The sequence below is a fragment of the Cellulomonas telluris genome (assembly GCF_004886325.1).
Taxonomy (GTDB): Bacteria; Actinomycetota; Actinomycetes; order Actinomycetales; family Cellulomonadaceae; genus Cellulomonas; species Cellulomonas telluris.
Genome location: NZ_QXFN01000025.1, coordinates 1 through 662, shown reverse-complemented (window position 1 = coordinate 662; position 662 = coordinate 1). Strand labels below are relative to the sequence as shown.

Annotated in this window: 1 protein-coding gene and 1 pseudogene; both read right to left on the bottom strand. The window is 68.9% G+C overall.

All coding sequences use genetic code 11. The features are described from left to right. Nucleotides 1-112 (bottom strand): annotated as a pseudogene (locus tag FB586_RS18545) (30S ribosomal protein S12); the annotation flags it as partial. A 205-nt stretch (nt 113-317) separates the two neighbouring features. Then, nucleotides 318-662: MFS transporter (locus tag FB586_RS18540; protein ID WP_136520838.1), on the bottom strand; the 345-nt coding region annotated here is incomplete at its 5' end.

Genomic DNA, 662 nt, shown 5'->3' with positions numbered 1-662 from the left:
AGACGCGGGTGCAGACGCCTCGGCGCTGCGGGGATCCCTTCAGGGCAGGCGTCTTGTTCTTGGACACCTTGTCCGGGCGGCCCTTGCGGACCAGCTGGTTGATGGTGGGCACCGGGTGGTTCCCTCTCTCTGTCTTCTCGTCACGGCTCGGCGCTGTGCCGGGCTCGGGTGTCGTGCGTTGCTGCGTCGTGCCAGTTGAGATGCTCGGTTGCGACCTGCTGGGTGCGGCACCGGGATCGGCCGCTGCTTGAGAGCATGCGCAAGGGTCTGGACGGACCAGACACGAGGATTGAGGCTACTCGGGCGCTCCGACAGGGTCAAAATGCCGCGGAGGCGGGCTCCGCAGGGGCGTGCTCCAGCGTAGCCGCCCGCCCCCAACGGGCCTTCTCCAGCCGGAGGTAGACCACCGCGGAGACCGCCACTCCGGCGATGGTGAGCAGCCCACCGCCGAGCAGCGTCCAGCGAGCGCCGTACTCCTCGCCGATCCAGCCGATGATCGGCGCGCCGACCGGGGTGCCACCCATGAAGATCATCAGGTAGAGCGCCATCACCCGGCCGCGGACGCCGGCGTCGGTGTGCAGCTGCATGTAGGTGTTGGCCGAGGTGATGAAGGTCAGGGCGGTGAGCCCGGTCACCGGGGCGAGCAGCGCGAAGGTGAGGTA